Below are 16,919 nucleotides of genomic sequence, written 5' to 3'. Positions count from 1 at the left end.
AATTAAAAGAACAAAGATAAAAAGGCGTAGCATCATGATATTTCCCCTTCAAAGTCGATCAACTTTGTCTTGTGGAGTTTGCCGTTCTTGTTGAAGTAATTTACTGCTTTTCGCACATGAGAATTTGTCATCGAGTGATAAACTTCGATGCGTTCTGCTCGGTTCAAGAGTGCTATAATTACGGAGCGTTTAAATATATCAAAATTGAAGTTTTTTGTGAAAACTACAAGCACAAACTTTTCCCTGCGATTGTACAACGTGAACTTTGCACCGTTCTCGATCGACGAGAAAACAATAGACCAGCCTTCTCTATTGAATTTTGAGCGAACAACGTTTTCAATATCCTTCAGCTGGGCTTTACGCTTTCTGACTAGAATGTAGAGTAGGACGAACAGCCCAAGTGTAACAATTGATTCAAACAGGAATCTCATGTTTCTGACTCCCAAAGCACATTTTACACGAACATTGTGGATGTGCGTTATTAATATTCTGATGAAACTGTCAGCGAAACGCGATTGTGAATTGTTGATCTTTACTTGAGAAGGCTCGATTAAGAACTGTTTTTGAGAAAATCGAGATCTTGTTGAGCAGCTCGTTGTATTACGATGTGGTAGAATGAACTTTGGAGGAAGGTTTGAAACCAGTGACATTTGCACGAACATTGGCAATTTTGACATTAGTTACTAGTCTTTTCATACTGCTATTTCTCACTTTGTTTTCTGGATGGCTTTTCAAATATTTCCTTTACAAAGAGCCTGAAACTAATCCGTATTCACTTTTAGTGATCGGAGTAGATGCTGTAATAGAAAGTACACGCCGAGCTGATGTGATAATGATCGTACTGGTGGATCACCGCGAGAGGAAAGTGCTGGTCAGCAGCGTGCCACGAGATCTGCTTCTGGGTAACAATAAGATTAATTCCGTCTATGCCAAATCTGGAACTGCCGGTTTGAAGCAAACCTTATCGAAGATGTTGGATACAAATTTCAATGGAGCGGTGACCGTAGACTACGCTGCGTTCAAATACCTTGGCGACGAACTTGGTCCTGTAGAAATACACGTCAAGGAACCTATGAAATACTTCGACAGTGTGCAAAAATTGTACATCGATTTTCAACCTGGAATTTACCAGATGAGGGGTGAAGAACTGCTCGCTTACATAAGATACAGGAAAGATTCGATGGGTGATCTGGCCAGAATAGAGAGACAAAAAGAGGTGTTGACGAAACTTATGGCTAACGCGAGACTTGTGAGCTTTCAAAAACTTCTTTCTATATTCCAGAGGTTGCAAAAGAATATTGATTTTGAAGTTTCAAGGGGTGAATTGATTTACCTGTTTTCCAAGCTCAGGAAAGGATTTTCAATGGAGTTTGTTTCTTTTCCTTACATCATAAACAACAGTGGTAACGTGGTTCTAGATGAAAAGAAAATCGAATCTTATAAGCAAGTCCTCAAAACTTTGAGTCCCATGCAGCGATCGGGTGCCCTGCGATTGGTTGTGATCAACGGCTCGTCAGATAAAACACGCGCCTTTTTGGAGAAACAAACCAACCTCTGGAGCAAGGTTGAAGTACAACCGATCCTCATGGTTTGGGAAGATGTGGGATTGACCTACACCAAAGATATTGTTTTTCTTCTATCGTCTGATAAGCAAACTGATCTGAAAAACATCTTAAAAAAAGTTTATCCAGATAAGGAGTTTGAATTCAGGTTTGTGAACGATTCTACTACATCGAGGAGTTATTTTGACCTGATCGATAAGCTTTCTAAGAATAGAATCTATCCGAAATTCCCCATAGATGCTTTTGTAGTGGTGAGGTGAGTATGAACTACAGAAGTCTCCACGAATGGGATGTATCTGCGGAGAAAGCGGTTGAAATTCAAAAGCAACTCAGATCGATGATAGAATTAACTTCCCTGAGGGATGTCAGGTTCATTGCGGGAGTTGATCTCGCTTTCCCAGAAGCGGATGTTGGTGTTGCTGCCGTTGTAGTTGTAGATTTAATGAATATGAGAGTTGTTGAGCAAATAGTTGTGCGCGAAAAAGTGACTTTTCCGTATGTACCTGGTTTACTAGCTTTCAGAGAAGGTCCTGTGTTTTTGAAAGCATGGCAACAACTGAGGATGGCGCCAGATGTTGTGATGTTCGACGGTCAAGGTATAGCGCATCCTAGAAGACTCGGTATCGCGTCCCATATGGGTTTGTTTATAGATTTACCAACCATAGGAGTTGCAAAATCTCACCTTTATGGGAGTTTCATAGAACCTCCGAACGTCCAAGGTTCTTACACGTTTCTGTATGATAAAAACGAGGTGATCGGTGCTGTGGTTAGAACTAAAGTTGGAAATAAACCCTTGTTCGTGTCTCCAGGTCACAAATGTGATATCCTTTCTGCTTTAAAGTTGACCTTAAAATGTTGTTTGGGCCACAGATTGCCTGAGCCAACTCGCTTAGCTCATGAATTGACTCAAAAGAGTCGGCAGATAGGGCTTTTCAGCTGAGGAGGTATTTCAATATGTGGTATTATTTCATGCCTACGAAGATCTATTTTGGAGAAAAGTGTGTTGAACAAAATAAGGATGTTTTGAAATCGCTTGGTAAGAAAGCTTTAATTCTCACCGGCAAAAGATCGTCGAAGGAAAATGGTTCCCTTGACGACTTACTCAGAGTTTTGTCTCAGATTGGTACTGACTATGAGATTTTCGATGAAGTCGAAGAGAATCCGACCTTCAGCTTGATAAGGAGTGTTCTATCCGAATATAAAGAAGCTTCGTTTGATTTTATTATCGGTCTCGGTGGGGGCAGCCCCATGGACAGCGCAAAGGCTGTTGCAGTGCTGATGAAGAATCGTGAGTTAAAAGTTGAAGATCTATACGACGTCTCTAAATACACTGAAGCGTTACCTATCTGTGCCATTCCCACCACAGCCGGTACTGGAAGTGAGGTCACTCAATATTCTGTACTTACGGACGATCAGGGTTTCAAGCGCGGTTTTTCTCACCCAGTAGTGACGTTTCCAAAGTTGGCTTTTCTCGATCCTCGATACACTTTGAACATGAGTCAATCGCTAACGAGATCCACAGGTTTAGATGCACTCTGTCATGCGGTTGAAGGTTTCCTCTCAAGGAGAGCAACTCCCATTTCTGATCTATATGCGAAGAAATCGATTGAATTGATTGCAGAAAATCTTCCGAAGGTGTTACAGAAACCAGATGAGCTAGAGGCTCGCGCCAATATGTTACTAGCTTCTTGTCTTGCTGGTATGGTGATAAGCCAAACGAGTACCACAGTCGCACACGCCCTAGGTTATCCTTTGACAACCTTTAAAAACATTAGGCACGGTGACGCGACGGCAGCCTTTCTCGATGCGATCGTTGAGCAAGCAGTTCTAGAGGTACCTGAGAAGGTCGGTTTTGTGAAGTCCGTACTTGGTGAAGTTTCAGCTTTTTTGAAACGTGTGGGCTTGGACGTGAAGGTTCCTATAAATGAAGAGGAGCTTGAACTTTGGATAGCGAGGGTAAAGAATGCTCCCCATCTCCAATGGACCAGAGGTAGTTTCACCGAAGATTTGATAAAGTACCTCTACGAGAGGGTGAGAATCCATTAAAGCCCGTGTCTATTTAAAGGTTGATCGTAGAGATTTTCATCCTTGGATATTCCAAAATGAAATCGCCAAGATCGAAGGTGATTTTGAAAATGGTGATGTTATCAAAATTCATCTATCCAACGGAAAATTCTATGGATTAGGATACATCAACACTAAATCGAAGATCACTGTTAGATTGCTTTCAACGCAACCTGCCACGATCGAACAGATGATTGACCAACGGCTTGAAGAAGCCATCGAGAGGCGTAAAATGTTGTTAGAAGATCGTCAAACTTATCGTTTAGTGAACGGTGAAGCTGATGGTTTACCAGGACTTGTTGTTGATAAGTATGGCGAATATCTTGTTCTGCAGATCAACACCCTTGGAATGGAAAAGCTGAAAGGTCTGATTGTAGAAAAACTCTTAAGAAAATTCAATCCGCTAGGTATTTACGAAAAATCAGACGCCCCCACAAGATTGAAGGAAGGATTGGACGAGAGGTGTGATTGGTTAGTAGGTAGAGGAGCAGATATTCTGTATTTCGAACATGACGGTTTGCTGTTGGCTGCCGATTTGAAGGGTCAGAAAACTGGTGCGTTTCTTGACCAACTTCATAACAGTCACATTTGTTCTCTGTTTGCCAAGGATAAAGTATGCTTAGACGTATTCTGTTACACTGGAAATTTTGCACTTCACCTCTTAAAAGCTGGTGCGAGATTCGTTACTTTGATAGACTATTCTGAGAGAAGCCTTTCGATCGCTGGACAACTCCTGGCTTTGAATGGGTTCTATGGCAGGTACGAACTTGTTCGCGCAAACGCTTTCGATTGGTTGAAGGAAAATTCACAGTTTGAACGGTTCGATTTCGTCGTTCTGGATCCTCCTTCTTTTGCCAAGACCTCGGTTTCGAAGGAGTCGGCAAAACGTGGGCACAAGGAAATAAATTTGAGGGCCATGAAGATTCTAAAAAAACCTGCCGTGCTCGCCACAGCATCGTGTACTCAGGTGATCACTGAGCAAGAATTTGAGGCAATTCTCTTGGATGCAGCTAACGATAGCAAGGTGCTTTTGAATGTTTTGTATACTGGGGGTCAAGGATTTGATCATCCATTTTTGTTAGAGGTGCCTGAAACTAGATATCTGAAGTTCATAATAGCAGAGGTGAGGAGGCGTTTTTGATATGAAAATATCACAGCGTGCTGTTGAAGCACCAGCGAGTCCAATAAGGAGGCTCATACCGTATGCTGAAGAAGCAGCGAAGAGAGGAAAGAAAATCTACTATCTGAACATAGGACAGCCCGACATACCGACACCGCCTGTGTATTTTGAGTACGCTGAGAAATATAAACCTTCGGTGGTGGCGTACACTCATTCAGCAGGTTTGCTCGAGTTGAGGGAGGCGTTCGTACACTATTACAGTAAATTTGGAATATTCATAAATCCCTCACAAATCATAGTCACGAATGGTGGAAGCGAAGCTGTGATTTTTGCGATGTCTGTTGTGGCTGATCCTGGGGACGAGATAATTGTCTTGGAACCATTCTACGCGAATTACGCAGGCTTTGCACACCAACTCGGGATTAAACTCGTTCCAGTTCGCACCTATCCAGAGGATGGTTATTCAGTACCAAAGAAGGAAAAGTTTCTTGAAGTGATTGGGCCGAAAACTAAAGCGGTGATTTTTTCAAACCCTTGTAATCCAACTGGTTCGGTGTACGATGAAGATCAACTCAGAATCATAGTGGACGTAGCGATCGAGAAAGATCTTTTTATCATTTCCGATGAAGTTTACCGAGAATTCGTATTTGATGGTTACAAAGCGATCTCTATGTTGACTTTTGAAGAAGTAGCTAACAGAACCATATTGGTGGATAGTGTTTCGAAGAGATACAGTGCCTGCGGGGCAAGGATAGGAACTTTTGTCACCAAGAACAGAGAATTGTATTCAGCCGCCTTGAAATTTGCACAAGCGCGGTTGTGCCCATCCATGACCTCGCAGTATGCCACGATTGGTTTGTTGACAATCGATGATAGTTACATTGAACGAATGAGGATTGAATACCAAGCGAGGCGTGATGTCGTTTATGAGGAACTGTTGAAGGTGGAAGGGGCTGTTTTCAAAAAACCCCACGGAGCTTTTTACATAGCAGCGAAGCTTCCCATTGATAACACAGAAAACTTTGTGAAATTCATGCTCAGCAACTTTGAAGTCGATGGCAAGACAACAATGGTTGCTCCCCTCGATGGCTTTTACATCACACCAGGTGCTGGTGTTGATGAGATGAGAGTAGCTTATGTTTTAGATTGTGATAAACTGAGAGATGCTATGAAGATCTTGGCTTTAGGAATAAGAGCATACAGGGAGAAGATATGACGAAAGTCTTGAAATACGGAACTCTCTTTGCGATCGCAACCTTTATCTCAAGGCTCACTGGTTTGATGAGAGATATCCTTTTGGCGAACAAATTCGGAGTCGGGATCGAGTTCGATGCATACTCTATTGCCATTGCTTTTCCATTTCTTCTCAGACGTGCTTTCGCTGAGGGGGCAATGACGTCCGCCTTCATTCCCCTCTACAAAGAAAAAGGTAACAGTAATGAGTTTGCTTCAGCCGTGATAACAACTCTAGGAATCGTGACGATCAGCTTGACGCTCTTTGTGGAATTCTTCCCTGAAGTTGTACCGTTCTTTCTGGCGAGTGGGGCGAATGCAGAGATCAAATTACTTGCATCAAAACTCGCGCGTATCAGCACCCCGTTTGTTGTGTTCGTGTTCCTTTGGGCCGTTCTCTACGCAGTTCAGAATTCTTCTGAACGATTTTTCCTTCCGGCGTTGTCGCCAGTTTTTATGAACATTGGAATCATTCTTGGGGCGCTCGCGTGTGAATTCTTCAATCCAAGAATCGTGGGTCCGACAGTCGGTTTTACTCTAGGCGGAATGATGATGCTGTTGAGTTTGATACCTGGAGCGAGAAAGGTGGGTTTTTTCTACAAACCAACTTTCATAGGTGTTCAAGAGTTCTTCAAACTCTTTTTTCCAGCTCTACTTGCCATGACAGTTTCGGAGTTCAACGTTTTGATAGATGTGAATGTAGCTTCTTTGATTGGTCCAGGCAGTGTCTCAGTTTTGCAGTACGCAAACAGATTCTACCAACTGCCTTTTGGAGTTTTTGGCGTGGCGATGTCGACCGTGGTGTTACCTCTCATGTCAGGTGAGAGTGAAGAATCACAGAGTCATTTGAAAGACGCTATGAAAGCGACGTTCTTTTTGAGTATTCCTTCAACTGTTGGTTTAGTAGTGCTCAGTGAAAGACTAACAGTGCTAGTTTATCAACACGGAGCATTCACACACTCGGATGCGCTGAGAACAGCCACGGCACTTTTGTTTTACTCCATAGGGTTGCCTTTCTACTCGATCATGGCTCTACTCTCAAGGGTATGTCATGCGAGAAAGGACATGAAATTACCTTTCAAAGCGACTGTCATATCTTTTCTCTCGAATGCTGTGCTCGATTTCGTCTTAGGTTTGACTTTGAAAACGGCTGGTATAGCCTTAGCAACGGCGCTTTCTGGTGTGATCGGGTCTGTATACTTGATGCTCAAGCTTCGTCCTGAGGTCGATATGAAGCACTTTCAAAAAGTACTTTTTTGTTCCACAGTCATGGGCTTTGTGCTTTTGATATTGGAACAACTGAGCGTTTCAAAATTGTTCACGCTTTTCCTTGTGGGATTTGGTATAGTTGTCTATGTTTCTCTTTGCTTGATTCTAAAAATAGAAGAAGCACGATTGTTGGTCAAAATCATTCGAAGATGAAACTCACATACCCAACGACGTGCGAACGATCACCCGATGTATCAGCACTAGTGGCGTGTTTCAACAATCTCACTTTTGAAAAGCTTTTCATGTAGAGTAAACAAGCAACCGGCGAAAGACCACACATCGTTATTTTTTCACTGCCGACTACCTTGTACAAGTTTTCCGGCTCTCTTTTCAGTATCGCATCTATCGCGAGCTGATCTTTCCTTCTCGTAGTTTGGTCATCTTCATAGTGATTGAAATCGCTCGAAATTACGAACAATGTGGAGGAGAAAACTTTCAATAATTCATCCAAACTTTGTGCGACTGATTTGCACACAGATAAACTGACAGGGAACATACTTATTGGAAGTATTTCAAATTCCTTGAAGGTGTATTGGAGAAATGGAAGTTGGACTTCAAGCGAATGCTCAGCTATATGACATTGAACGTCTTTCGAAGCCTCTTTGCACTTTTCTAAAAAGAACTCGGCTGCTTGTCGGCACACTCGAACCTCACCGAGCGGTGTGGACCAACTACCGTCGGACCACACACCGATACGTGCACCGTATCCCGTATGATTAGGACCAAGGAGCACGACGAGTCTTGGATTGCCAAGCTTCATAACTTCTGCATAGGCGTGTGCTGCAACAGGTCCGCTGTAGATGTATCCAGCATGCGGAACTATCACAGCTAGCGCCTTCTCAAGGACTCTTTCAGGCTTCTTTGGAATCTCACCTGGTCCCAGTTCGGATTTAAAGCAAGCTTCTATCAGTTCGATCAATTTCTTTGGTGAGGAGGGATAAAAACTACCTGCCACGACAGGTTCTCTCTTCATGGTTCAACCACCCTTGCTGTGATGAAAATGAGAAGTTCGGTTTTCGATTTCTTATCGGTCACAGATCTGAACAGTTGACCTATGAAAGGAAGATCACCCAATATAGGTACTTTTGATATGTTCTTAACGATCTTATCTTGAACAAGTCCGCCTATGACAAGAGTTTGACCGTTTTTGAGAATGACTTCCGTTTGAGCTTCTCTGGAGACTTTTCCGTAAGTGTCGAGACCCAAGAGCTTGCGTTCTTTCACCTCGCTAACTTCGGTGAATAAACGCAAGTGAATTGTATCATCAGTGCGTACAGTTGGGGTTATCCTGAGCTGTATACCCACGTCCATAAACGCTGGTATTGGACGACCATTTTCATCTATGCCTGCAACGTATGGAACGTGCTCACCAATTAAGATACGAGCTTCTTTACCACTCAGTGTTACTATCCTCGGACTCGCTAGAAGATCAGTTAAATTGTTAGAAGTTTGAGCAGTCAAAGATACAGTTGCGGTGGCCCCTCCAAGTAGGCTCAAGATCGTTCTATAATCCAATAGGTCGATTACTCCCATAGAAAGGTTCAATCCTCCTGAACTACCCATCTCCAGCGACATTGGAGTCATGTTGAGTTTGATGTTTCCTTCCCTGGTTAGTTCATCGACTAACCCTCTATCAATAAATTTTGCCTCTATCTCAACCTGTTTCAAAGGCTTGGAGAGTTCGCCAATGAGCTTTTCCACCTCTTCTTTAACTTGTCGTGGGATACCAGTTATGATGAGCAAATCGTTCAGATCATCCAGATAAACTTTCCCACCATAGAATTCGACAACGGATTTTATTTTATCTAAGTTGTGGGAAACTTTGTAAATAAACTTTTGCTCGACAGTTTTATCAACTGTAGGGGATGACTTCAAAAAAACAGTCACATTCTCTGTTTCTATGAAGGAATAACCGTAGTTCTTCTCGATGACGTTCTTGAATTGTTGCCAATCGATGGAGGAAACTTTCATCGTAATGGTCTCTTGTGGAGAAGAGACAAAAATGAGTGAAACACCAAGCTCTTTTGCCACAGCTTCAACGATGTCCTTGAGTGGTATGTTGTCACATTCTACAGCAACAGCGCTTTCTGAAATCTTCCTCACTTTCAAAGGTTTTTCTTGTCTTTTTTGTTCTTCTTCTCTCTGAATTTGTATCTTCTTCAGAACCATCTGAGAGAATCTTTCGAATTCTTCACCAGCTTTGATCACTTTCTCCTCTTGACCAGATATGACTACTACACCCAACGTAGAGAATGCCTCAAGGTCTACATCTAAACCGATCTTCCCCAGATAGGTTTTGAACTCTTCGGTGGGGAAGTTTGGTATATGCTGTTTCACAATCACGGTTTGCTTTTTGTTTTCTTCAACCTTGATGGGGACATTCTCTTCAATGATTTTGATAAGTTCAATCGCTTTAGAAATCTGTGTTTCTTCACCTTTAACTAGTAAGAGATTATCGATGTTGATCAATTCTACCTTAGTAACACTACCGACTGCTTTTGTCAAAGCATTGATGTCCAGATCGTTTCTGACCTTCACGAGTTTGTAAGTTGTCTCGATAGGTTTTCCAACCAATCTCCGGATATTTTCTAGAAGCTGTTTTGCACCATCAATTGACTCTTTCTGACCCACAAGCAGGTAAAAAAACTGTGTCTTTTCGATCTTCACTTTGTAGATTTCGGTCATCAACAGCCTTAAATCGTTGAAATCAACACCTTCGACAACTGGTACCAGTTCATAGGTTTCCGATGGTTTTTTCAGCAAAAGCTTCGTAATGTTTTCAATCTCTTTGGCAGCCAATTCGAGTTGTTCTTTGTCTTCGGAACTCATGATTATCAAACCGAGCGATCTCAAATTCGCTTCAAGTTTGACATCGAACGTCAATTCAACAAGAGTTTTGAGCTCTATGAACAAATCTTGCTCTACAGTCAGGTTTAATACCTTAGTGTGTCTTTGCTTTACAAAGGTATCAATGAATCTTCTCGCTTTCTCTACATCTTGAGGCGTACCAGTGATTTTCAAGACATTCTCAATGCTGCTCGCTTCTACATCATAAACTTGATTGAGAATTGTTGCGATTTGCTTAGATGTGTCTTTATCCTTGAGGAAGAAAATCTCGCTGAGTTTGGTCGTTGTGAAAATGTGTATTAAACGTTGGATGAGTTCTTCAGCAGTGCTTTGTACAGATGCGGGCGCCAGTAGGGCAATATTTACAACAGCTTTGTCTTCGTAGGCAAGAATGCGCGAAACCGGCAAACCGATGATCTGTGTTAGGGCTTCCAAAACTTTCTCTGAGTAAGCTTTCGGAACCGTGATCTTCCTGATTTGTTGAACATCAAAGAAACCGAGATCTTCGAGGATCTTCTTGGCAAGTTCAATCTTTTCAGGTTCTGCAGTCAATTGGAGTTGACCGAAGGAAATTTCTTCAACCCCAATGTTCAATTTTTTTAAAATCTCGATGGCTTCTTTAGGATATATGATCCTGACCACATCAGTAACTGTTCGCTGAATCGTTTGTTGTTCAGTGCCCTCTATTCTTTGTTGCTGGACTTGTTTCAATTTGATAGATCTTTCAAGTTCACCTAGATAGTGGAAGACTCTATCGAGCGTTTGGGGATCAGATTTCAAAATGAACTTATCAAGACCATCGAGAAGATGGTATTCAAAGCTGTATAAACCTTTCAATGCCTCCAACAACTTCTTGGTTTCCTCGATAAAACCAACTGAGATGAATTCCCTAGTCTCGATCTGGGGGGTGAGCGATAGGATTTTCGCTATGATCTCTTGTTCTTGGACATCGCCGTAAACGAAGAGTACAGATTTGTTTGCCAAATAGCTCATAACAACGTTTGGAGAAAGCAAGGATTCGAGTTTTTGAACGATTTTCTCGTCTTTAACCTCGAAAACACCCCAAAATTTTTCAAATCTGGTTGCGATGTCGCTCCTCGTGCCTATGTGCAAGGTTCCGTCGGGCATGTAACTGTAAGCTAAAGGTTCGTTGTTGACCCGAACGATCACCAAAATATTTCTGAGCACATCTTCCGGCAGTATATTGTCTAACTTCAAAGAAACCTGATGGTTTTTCACCGCCTCAGAGAGTACGACGTTCAACTTTAATTCTTCGGCCAAATATTTGATCGCAGTTTCCAGATCCCCACCAGTCAGAGCGATACTAAGTCTCTTCTCGGATGATGGGAAGAATAATTTCAACGTTCGTCGCGACAGGGTCATCTCAGGTTGCTTCGGGACGAGCAATTGAACCATGGCCAGGCTTCCTTGACGCGTGTTGATGATCCTCAAAGATTCAACGGGCCCGTAGGCAATGGGTAGGAAGAACGAATCGAGCACTGGTTTAATGCCTTGAAGGTATATAGAAATTAGAGAGCCTGAGGCGTTCTTCTCCAAATATACATTTTTCTCACTCACATCGCTATCGAATTCGAACGACAGAGTCACACCGGATGGGCTGAAAATAGGCGAGATTTTGATCAGTGAAGTTGCAAAAATCAGAGCGCTAACGATTAAAAGCAACAACAAAAATGATTTCCTCATCGTACCCCTCCCTCACCTCACTACTAAAAGATTTCCGCTTGAAAGATCCAGAACAATCGCTGCAAAACTCATCGCATGGACTATCAAATATCTGCCATCAAGAATGGCTCCGATGGATCTTGCAGTCCCATCTGAAAGCAAGACAAAATTTTCGGTTTCACTTGAGAAATATCCTTTGAACTTGTATCCGGGTAGCACTTCTAACTGAGACAGAGCTTGACGCATCAATTTCTCTTTATCGAGTTTCATGACGTAAGGCTCAAAAACGTTTACCAACGGATGTGGCATTTCAACGTTTTTTCTGAATCTCTCTATCTCAGATTCATTGAGTCTTCTGATCATTGGTTGAATCACACTCTCTGTCCTCTGAGCAGCAGTAGCTAACGTGGGGGATTTCTGATAAAAGAACAACACGTAGATTGCCACCCCCCAGACACCAACGAGCACAAACAGAAGCACTATCAGGCGCTTGTTCATTCGAGTTTCACACCCTTCAGAACGACTCTGATGTTCAAAAAAACAGGTGTCCGTGTCTGCTCGATTGTTACAGGAGAGATCTCTGAACCATCTATGTGCACGGATTGAATTATCAAGTTTGCGTAGCTGAGAAACTCTACTAAGATGGAAGTTAACCTCTCCGGCTCACATCTACCTTCGATCAAAAAAGTTCCATCTTTTTGCGTAGAGAAAGACAAATTGTTTGACCGCACCAGAGATTCAATTTGTTTGATGTTTGTTCTTGGTTGCAACAACTTTTCTAGCTTGGTCAGATAATCTCTTTTTTCCGATACGTTCCTGTCGTACTGCTCGATCCTCGCAAGTGAACTTTCCAACTTTGCAGAAAGATTGTTGAATCTTAGATAATCGTACACATCGAGATAAAGTGCCAGAACCAAGACGATCGATAGAGACAAGATGATGGCCAATTTTCTCGGCATAATTACTTCCTTCCCTCTATGATTACATTCGATATTTTCTTGTTGAGGAATCTCATGGATGCGTCATAAGTAACATTTTTGCTCACTTTATACCCAAGCTCCATCAAAACCTTCTCCAACAGATCTGCTTTCCTGGGAACATATGGTTCGTAAAGTTCGTACAGTTCAACTTTGACTGAGTCGTCATACTCGAATTGTCTCAACACTATCCAATTTTGATCGCTCTTTTGCAAAGAACTTAAAACCTTTATGAGTGGTTCCATTTTCTCGTTGTGATTTTTTATGTGTGATTCTAAGTAGTCTATTTGATTCTGCAAGTGTTTGCTAGTTTGAACGAGCTGATTGCTGATTTTGTCGAGCTCTGAGAGAAGAGAAGGTAATGGTGTATCCACTAAGTTGAGTTTATATTTTTCCACTATTTTACTATGATTGAGTTGAATGGAATTGATCGCAGAACGTTTGTAAAATTCTAGTGTGAAACGCATCGCTAAGACCGGTGAAAGTAGTGCGGCGGTGAAGACAATGAATGAAGAAATTTTCAAGATGGGCCTTTTATACCTGAACAAGTTTATTCTTTCCAAATTCTTCACCCCCACGGAGCAATAGTCCCAAAGTTCCTATGGCGAGTCCTTTCGGAGAAATCTGTGGTTGCAAAGTTTTAATTTTTCCTTGGAAGGTTTCTACAGTTTCGAACAATCTAGAATAATGCTGGGCTAAATCTGGTGGGTCACAGAAAACATAGAAATTAGCGACGTCTCTTATGGAAGAACCAGGCAAAGCTGAACTGAGCATGAATATGATCTCTCTTTCAACAGAATAAGGAAGATCAACTACGATTGATTCAAAGACATCTCTCACACGACCACTCCCTGAGCTAGAGATTTCTTCGATTATTTCAGTTTCATTCAAACCGGTTTCCTCACTCACTATCATGAGAGTTTCTTCTATTGAATGTCCGAAAGTTCTCATTCCAACGGGTGATCCCGATATGTACACAACGACCCCACTGTAATCGGGAGTTAAAAGAATGAGAACGCAAGTTTCCAAAGTAGTTATCCTAATTAGTTGTAGATACTTGAAAACGTCTGGTATCACTACATCGGGTAGAGGGAAACCCGCCGAGGTCAGGTTCGATACCCATTCGTTCAAACGTCGACTTTTTGTAAGCACTACCAGCACTTTTCCAATTGGATTTCTAAGACAATCTAAAGCTATCTCTGAGGAAGATAAGTTCAAAATTCTAGACATCTCAGCCGTTACATAGTTTCTGAGCTCCGATCTCTTTATCTCCTTTGGGATATCCAGGGTATTGAAAAGCACATCTTCAACTGGAAAATTAGTAACAACGATATCTTCAACATCGGGATTCAGTTTTTCTTTAAGTTTTCTGAGATGTTCAACCACGTTGCCTTCGATTCTCACCGTATCATGAACGGGTTTCGAAAGGATACCTCCAAATTTTCTTGCTCTCATCCCGTAGATTCGATCCTTTCTTATATCGATCGCTGTGATCATCTTGTGAAATATCTGCACATTATCACCTCTTGATGTTCACTTTAACAACCACTGGAGGAAAACTGACAGTCCACTTGTCGCTCACGATACTTCCAGCTTTAAGCACTGCGACAGGCGATAGGACTATAGAGGTTGAATCTTTCGCTATGAGCTTCACATTCCCCTTGGGAACCATTGTGATCGTCAAGACGTCCTTGTTTCTGTCTGATGGTACACATCTAAATTTTATCTCACCATTGCTAACAGTTATCGTCACCACTCCAGATGGATTCTGTCCGTGAACATACCTCAATGCTGAGTATGTTAAACACTTCACATACAGTGGTTCAACATATTCGATGACTTTGTCTATGATGGGAAAGCATGAAAACACCCCAACGGCAAAACAAACTAAAACAAGCAATTTGAAAAGAATCTCGATGACCGTTCAGAATCACCTGCCTATAGTCTGTTGCAATTGGAAGATCGTTGAGTACATGGTCAACGCCATGAACGCAATGAATCCACCGACACCTGCGATCAACATTGGCTCAACGAGGGAAACTAGTTTTTTCACACCAGTTCTTATCTGATCTTCGTAAAATTCTGCTACTTTCACAAGCACCTCTTCGAGCTTACCCGTCTCCTCACCGGTTCCAACCATTTCGTAGACGAGTTGAGGAAAAACCCCACTCTCAAGCATCGCTTGCCTTAAGCTTGCACCTTCACGAACTCTTTCGCTAACACGTTTACTCACGCGTATCATTTTTGGACTGTTCGACGCCGCTGCGGCCATTTCGATAGCCTTCGTCAGGAGGACACCACTTCCTGTCAGTGTACCCAGTACCCTACAAAAGCGTTCTACGGCCATCATGTTCCTCAATTTTGCCACTGGTGGAAAAAGTGTGGCGAGCCATTCTTTGACATAGCTAGCATATCTCGTTTTTGAAAAAACTATGCCACCGGTGATCACCAGGATAACTGTTATCAAAACTGATAGCCAATTCTGCGACAAATATCTGTTCGCATTCATCAAGAACCTAACGACTCCGCTGGTCGGTATATTGCCGAAAACGGAAATCAACCTCGGCAGGATATAAAAAGTTATCAAAAATATCACTCCTATTGCGAAAAAGAGAACAAACGTCGGATACGCCATCGCCGATCTAACCTCATCGTGTAACTTCTTCGATGATTCATAGAAATCCGCAGCTTTTTCCAAAGATTTATCTAGTACACCACCTTCTTCTCCTGCAGAAACTAGATTGATGAATATCTGATCGAAAACTTTCTCATTTCTCAGAGCCTCTGAGAAGGACATGCCCATTTCAAGCGACAAAACCAAGTTATTAATGATCCTTCTGAAGCGGGGCGAGAAAACATTTTGACGTGAGAGTATAGAAAGGGCATCTTTAAGTCTCACTCCAGCACTCACCATCGTAGTGAGCTGGCGACAGAAAATGACTAATTCGTTCAGATGTACACCAAAGAGCACTATCTCCGTTTTCTCAGAGACGGGTTGTACTTTCAGAACGACGTAGTTCCTTCTTCTGATGAGATCTATAGCTTGAGATTCGTTGTTTGCTTGAACAGTTCCCCCTATTCTTCTTCCTTCGGGTGTCAAGGCCGTATACTTGAAATACGGCACGCATTTCACCTCTTAATAAAAAGTATACTACGAATGGGTGGTATTTGTGAGGATAGACAAATATTTAAAACAAACTGGTTTGATCAAACGCAGAGTAGTTGCACAGCAGATGATAGAAAGTGGGAAGGTTCAAGTTAATGGGAGGAATGTTAGATCATCTTATGAAGTGAAAATTGGTGATGTAATAAGAATAATCTTTCCATTTCGAGAAGTAGAGGCAATGGTCACAGAAGAAAATAGTTTCAAAATTCTGAGAGAATCTAAAAGAGAACCGCTTTGACCTAAAGAATGTGTTTGAAAATATGGATCACGAAGACATTACTGAATCCTTACACTTTTTGAGTGAATTTGCGGCAAATTTTTCCTTTACAGTATCAAGGCCAAAATTTTGTTATCGTGTCCTTCACGTATGCGTATTTTTTGAAGATGTAATATTCTACAGTTGTAGATATCAATACTTCACTTGTGGCAACACTTGTTTCTGCGATCCAGTTAGTACCAAGAGGTTTAAAGCTCAGTTCGTAAATCCCATTCTCACCCTTCAAGTAACCCGCAACATTTGTGACGATGCGGTTCGATTTGAGCAATACATACACTTTACTTGTTTCTACTTCAGTAGAGACTGGAGTCTCGCGCACCATATCAAGTGTTACCTCAACTGTTCCATCGTCATCGGCTTTGAATGTTTTTTCCAAAGTTCTTTTCAGATAACCATATGCATAGTACTCTATCTCGATATTCACTTCATCTATAGGGATGATTGTAACTTTTGCCGTCCAGGTTTTACTCGTCAAGGTTCCAGCTGGGGTGAAAATCAGCTTTTGAGAAGAGTTACCACTTCTGATGTATCCACTGAGATTGGAGATGTAATTTTTAGATTCTAGTACTACATCAAATTCCGTCTTGAGGTTCAAACCATCAGAGATCCCGACGTTCGGGATCAGGATCAAATCTATTTCTTGCATCGTGCTATCTGTTCTAAGGCTCAGACACGATGATAGTAATAGAACTACGCATACAATTGCCACCCACTTCATCGA

The 16,919-nt window shown here is 41.9% G+C and carries 17 protein-coding genes; 7 read left to right on the top strand and 10 right to left on the bottom strand.

The genetic code is table 11. From position 1 onward, the window contains the following. Positions 1 to 32: 32 nt before the first annotated feature. Positions 33 to 431, bottom strand: coding sequence for a hypothetical protein (locus NZ875_03055; protein MCS7174714.1), 399 nt, complete (start codon positions 429 to 431; stop codon positions 33 to 35). 212 nt (positions 432 to 643) lie between these two features. Here NZ875_03055 and NZ875_03050 point away from each other — a divergent pair, with 212 nt between their 5' ends. From NZ875_03050 to murJ, 6 genes are read left to right on the top strand one after another with little or no spacing between them, the layout of a single operon-like run. Then, complete coding sequence (locus tag NZ875_03050; GenBank protein ID MCS7174713.1) at positions 644 to 1,822, top strand: LCP family protein; 1,179 nt, start codon at positions 644 to 646, stop codon at positions 1,820 to 1,822. 2 nt (positions 1,823 to 1,824) lie between these two features. After that, a complete protein-coding gene (gene nfi / locus NZ875_03045; GenBank protein MCS7174712.1) occupies positions 1,825 to 2,502 on the top strand; it encodes an endonuclease V in 678 nt (225 codons plus the stop codon). A 14-nt stretch (positions 2,503 to 2,516) separates the two neighbouring features. Next, on the top strand, positions 2,517 to 3,608 hold the full coding sequence (locus NZ875_03040) for an iron-containing alcohol dehydrogenase family protein (GenBank protein MCS7174711.1): 1,092 nt from the start codon (positions 2,517 to 2,519) through the stop codon (positions 3,606 to 3,608). After that, the gene (locus NZ875_03035) at positions 3,604 to 4,767 is read left to right on the top strand and encodes a class I SAM-dependent rRNA methyltransferase (protein MCS7174710.1); all 1,164 of its coding nucleotides are present in this window, start codon (positions 3,604 to 3,606) and stop codon (positions 4,765 to 4,767) included. Before NZ875_03040 ends, NZ875_03035 begins: the two co-directional genes overlap by 5 nt. A gap of 1 nt (position 4,768) precedes the next feature. After that, positions 4,769 to 5,962: a pyridoxal phosphate-dependent aminotransferase gene (locus NZ875_03030; protein MCS7174709.1), complete on the top strand. Its 1,194-nt coding sequence runs from the start codon at positions 4,769 to 4,771 to the stop codon at positions 5,960 to 5,962. Further along, positions 5,959 to 7,401 carry a murein biosynthesis integral membrane protein MurJ gene (murJ, locus tag NZ875_03025; protein MCS7174708.1) on the top strand — a complete coding sequence of 481 codons (1,443 nt, stop codon included), beginning with the start codon at positions 5,959 to 5,961 and terminating at the stop codon, positions 7,399 to 7,401. Before NZ875_03030 ends, murJ begins: the two co-directional genes overlap by 4 nt. Here murJ and amrB read toward each other — a convergent pair. Genes amrB through NZ875_02985 form a run of 8 tightly spaced genes read right to left on the bottom strand, consistent with a single transcriptional unit; the run spans position 7,388 to position 15,879 of the window. Further along, complete coding sequence (gene amrB / locus NZ875_03020; GenBank protein ID MCS7174707.1) at positions 7,388 to 8,221, bottom strand: AmmeMemoRadiSam system protein B; 834 nt, start codon at positions 8,219 to 8,221, stop codon at positions 7,388 to 7,390. The two genes, murJ and amrB, sit on opposite strands and share 14 nt — an antisense overlap. Next, a complete protein-coding gene (locus NZ875_03015) occupies positions 8,218 to 11,799 on the bottom strand; it encodes a type II and III secretion system protein (GenBank protein ID MCS7174706.1) in 3,582 nt (1,193 codons plus the stop codon). Before NZ875_03015 ends, amrB begins: the two co-directional genes overlap by 4 nt. Before the next feature lie 12 nt (positions 11,800 to 11,811). Next, a complete protein-coding gene (locus tag NZ875_03010; protein MCS7174705.1) occupies positions 11,812 to 12,276 on the bottom strand; it encodes a hypothetical protein in 465 nt (154 codons plus the stop codon). Beyond that, positions 12,273 to 12,737: a hypothetical protein gene (locus NZ875_03005; protein ID MCS7174704.1), complete on the bottom strand. Its 465-nt coding sequence runs from the start codon at positions 12,735 to 12,737 to the stop codon at positions 12,273 to 12,275. The genes NZ875_03010 and NZ875_03005 overlap by 4 nt, the downstream gene beginning before the upstream one ends. 2 nt (positions 12,738 to 12,739) lie before the next feature. Continuing rightward, entirely contained in the window at positions 12,740 to 13,318 is a 579-nt protein-coding gene (locus NZ875_03000) for a hypothetical protein (protein ID MCS7174703.1), read from the bottom strand. Then, positions 13,290 to 14,270, bottom strand: coding sequence for a hypothetical protein (locus NZ875_02995; GenBank protein MCS7174702.1), 981 nt, complete (start codon positions 14,268 to 14,270; stop codon positions 13,290 to 13,292). The genes NZ875_03000 and NZ875_02995 overlap by 29 nt, the downstream gene beginning before the upstream one ends. Positions 14,271 to 14,274: 4 nt before the next feature. Next, the gene (locus tag NZ875_02990; GenBank protein ID MCS7174701.1) at positions 14,275 to 14,655 is read right to left on the bottom strand and encodes a hypothetical protein; all 381 of its coding nucleotides are present in this window, start codon (positions 14,653 to 14,655) and stop codon (positions 14,275 to 14,277) included. Between the two features lie 30 nt (positions 14,656 to 14,685). After that, positions 14,686 to 15,879, bottom strand: a complete 1,194-nt coding sequence (locus NZ875_02985) for a type II secretion system F family protein (protein MCS7174700.1) — start codon at positions 15,877 to 15,879, stop codon at positions 14,686 to 14,688. Positions 15,880 to 15,925: 46 nt separating this feature from the next. On the opposite strand from NZ875_02985, the gene NZ875_02980 reads away from it, so the two are divergent. Beyond that, positions 15,926 to 16,159, top strand: coding sequence for a S4 domain-containing protein (locus NZ875_02980; protein MCS7174699.1), 234 nt, complete (start codon positions 15,926 to 15,928; stop codon positions 16,157 to 16,159). 94 nt (positions 16,160 to 16,253) lie between these two features. Here NZ875_02980 and NZ875_02975 read toward each other — a convergent pair whose 3' ends face one another. Further along, on the bottom strand, positions 16,254 to 16,916 hold the full coding sequence (locus NZ875_02975; protein ID MCS7174698.1) for a hypothetical protein: 663 nt from the start codon (positions 16,914 to 16,916) through the stop codon (positions 16,254 to 16,256). Between the last annotated feature and the right edge of the window lie 3 nt (positions 16,917 to 16,919).

This window comes from Pseudothermotoga sp., from assembly GCA_025060105.1.
Taxonomy (GTDB): domain Bacteria; phylum Thermotogota; class Thermotogae; order Thermotogales; family DSM-5069; genus Pseudothermotoga_A.
This window is presented reverse-complemented; position numbering and strand designations above follow the sequence as displayed.